Raw genomic sequence first — 1,275 nt, forward strand, 5'->3', positions numbered from 1 at the left:
GGGGGATTTGGATCAGGTGGAGAAGTCACTGGCAGAGGGAGTCAATGTCAATACCGTTATAAATGATGGTCTCACTGCCTTGATGTTGGCATCCGCTCAAGGGCATAAGGACATCGTCGAACGCCTGGTCAACGCCGGGGCAGATATCAACGCCCGGAGTAAGGATGGTGCCACCCCACTGTTCATCGCAGCCCGAGAGGTTAATACCGACTGCGTAAAAGCCCTGATTAACGCCGGGGCTGATCTCAACGCCGCCTTGTCCAATGGTATCACCCCGCTGTTCATTGCAGCCTTGAAGGGCAATACCGACTGCGTGAAAGTTCTGATCGACGCCCGGGCTGATCTCAATGCACGGATTGAGGATGGCGCCACCCCCCTATTCATCGCTGCCCGCAAGGGGCATACCGACATTGTGAAACTCCTGATCGAAGCCAAGGCAGATCTCAACGCCCGCACTAAGGATGCCTCCAGGACTTTGGATGGTGCCACTCCGCTGTTCATCGCTGCCCGGAAGGGCCATACCGATATCGTGAAACTCCTGATCGAAGCCAAGGCAGATCTCAACGCCCGCACTAAGAATGGTGTCACCCCACTGCTCATCGCTGCCCGGAAAGACCATACCGACATCGTGAAACTCCTGATCGAAGCCAAGGCAGATCTCAACGCGCGGACTTCGGGTGGTGTCACCTCACTGTATATCTCAGCCCAGAACGGCCTTACCGACATTTTGAAAGCCCTGATCGAAGCCGGTGCGAATCTCAACGCACAGACTTCAGGTGGCGTTACCTCACTGTATATCGCAGCCCAGAACGGCCATACCGACATTGTGAAAGCCCTGATCGAAGCCGGGGCGGATCTCAACGCCCGGGTTACGGATGGCGTTACCTCACTGTATATCGCGGCGCAGAGCGACCATACCGACATTGTGCAAGCCCTGATCGAAGGCGGGGCGGATGTCAACGCCACCTCGCTTAATGGTGCCACCCCGCTCTATATCTCAAGTCAGAAAGGTAATACCAACTCTGCAGAAGTCCTGATTAACAGCGGGGCTGATCTCAACGCCGCCTTGTCGAATGGAGCCACCCCGCTGTTCATCGCAGCCCGCAATGGCAATACCGACTGCGTGAAAGTCCTGATCAACGCCGGGGCAGATCTCAACGCCCTACGGACTTCGGATGGCGCCACCCCTCTGTTTATCGCTGCCCGGAAGGGCCATACCAACATCGTGAAACTCCTGATCGAAGCCAAGGCAGATCTCAACGCCCGGACTACGGG

1 protein-coding gene is annotated in these 1,275 nt (G+C 56.5%); it reads left to right on the forward strand.

Going from position 1 to position 1,275, the window contains the following annotated elements; all coding sequences use genetic code 11:
- The coding region (locus KDK17_RS16805; protein ID WP_257275078.1) for an ankyrin repeat domain-containing protein at nt 1-1,275 on the forward strand (1,275 nt) is incomplete at both ends.

The sequence above is a fragment of the Endozoicomonas sp. SESOKO2 genome, assembly GCF_024606245.1.
Taxonomy (GTDB): Bacteria; Pseudomonadota; Gammaproteobacteria; order Pseudomonadales; family Endozoicomonadaceae; genus Endozoicomonas_A.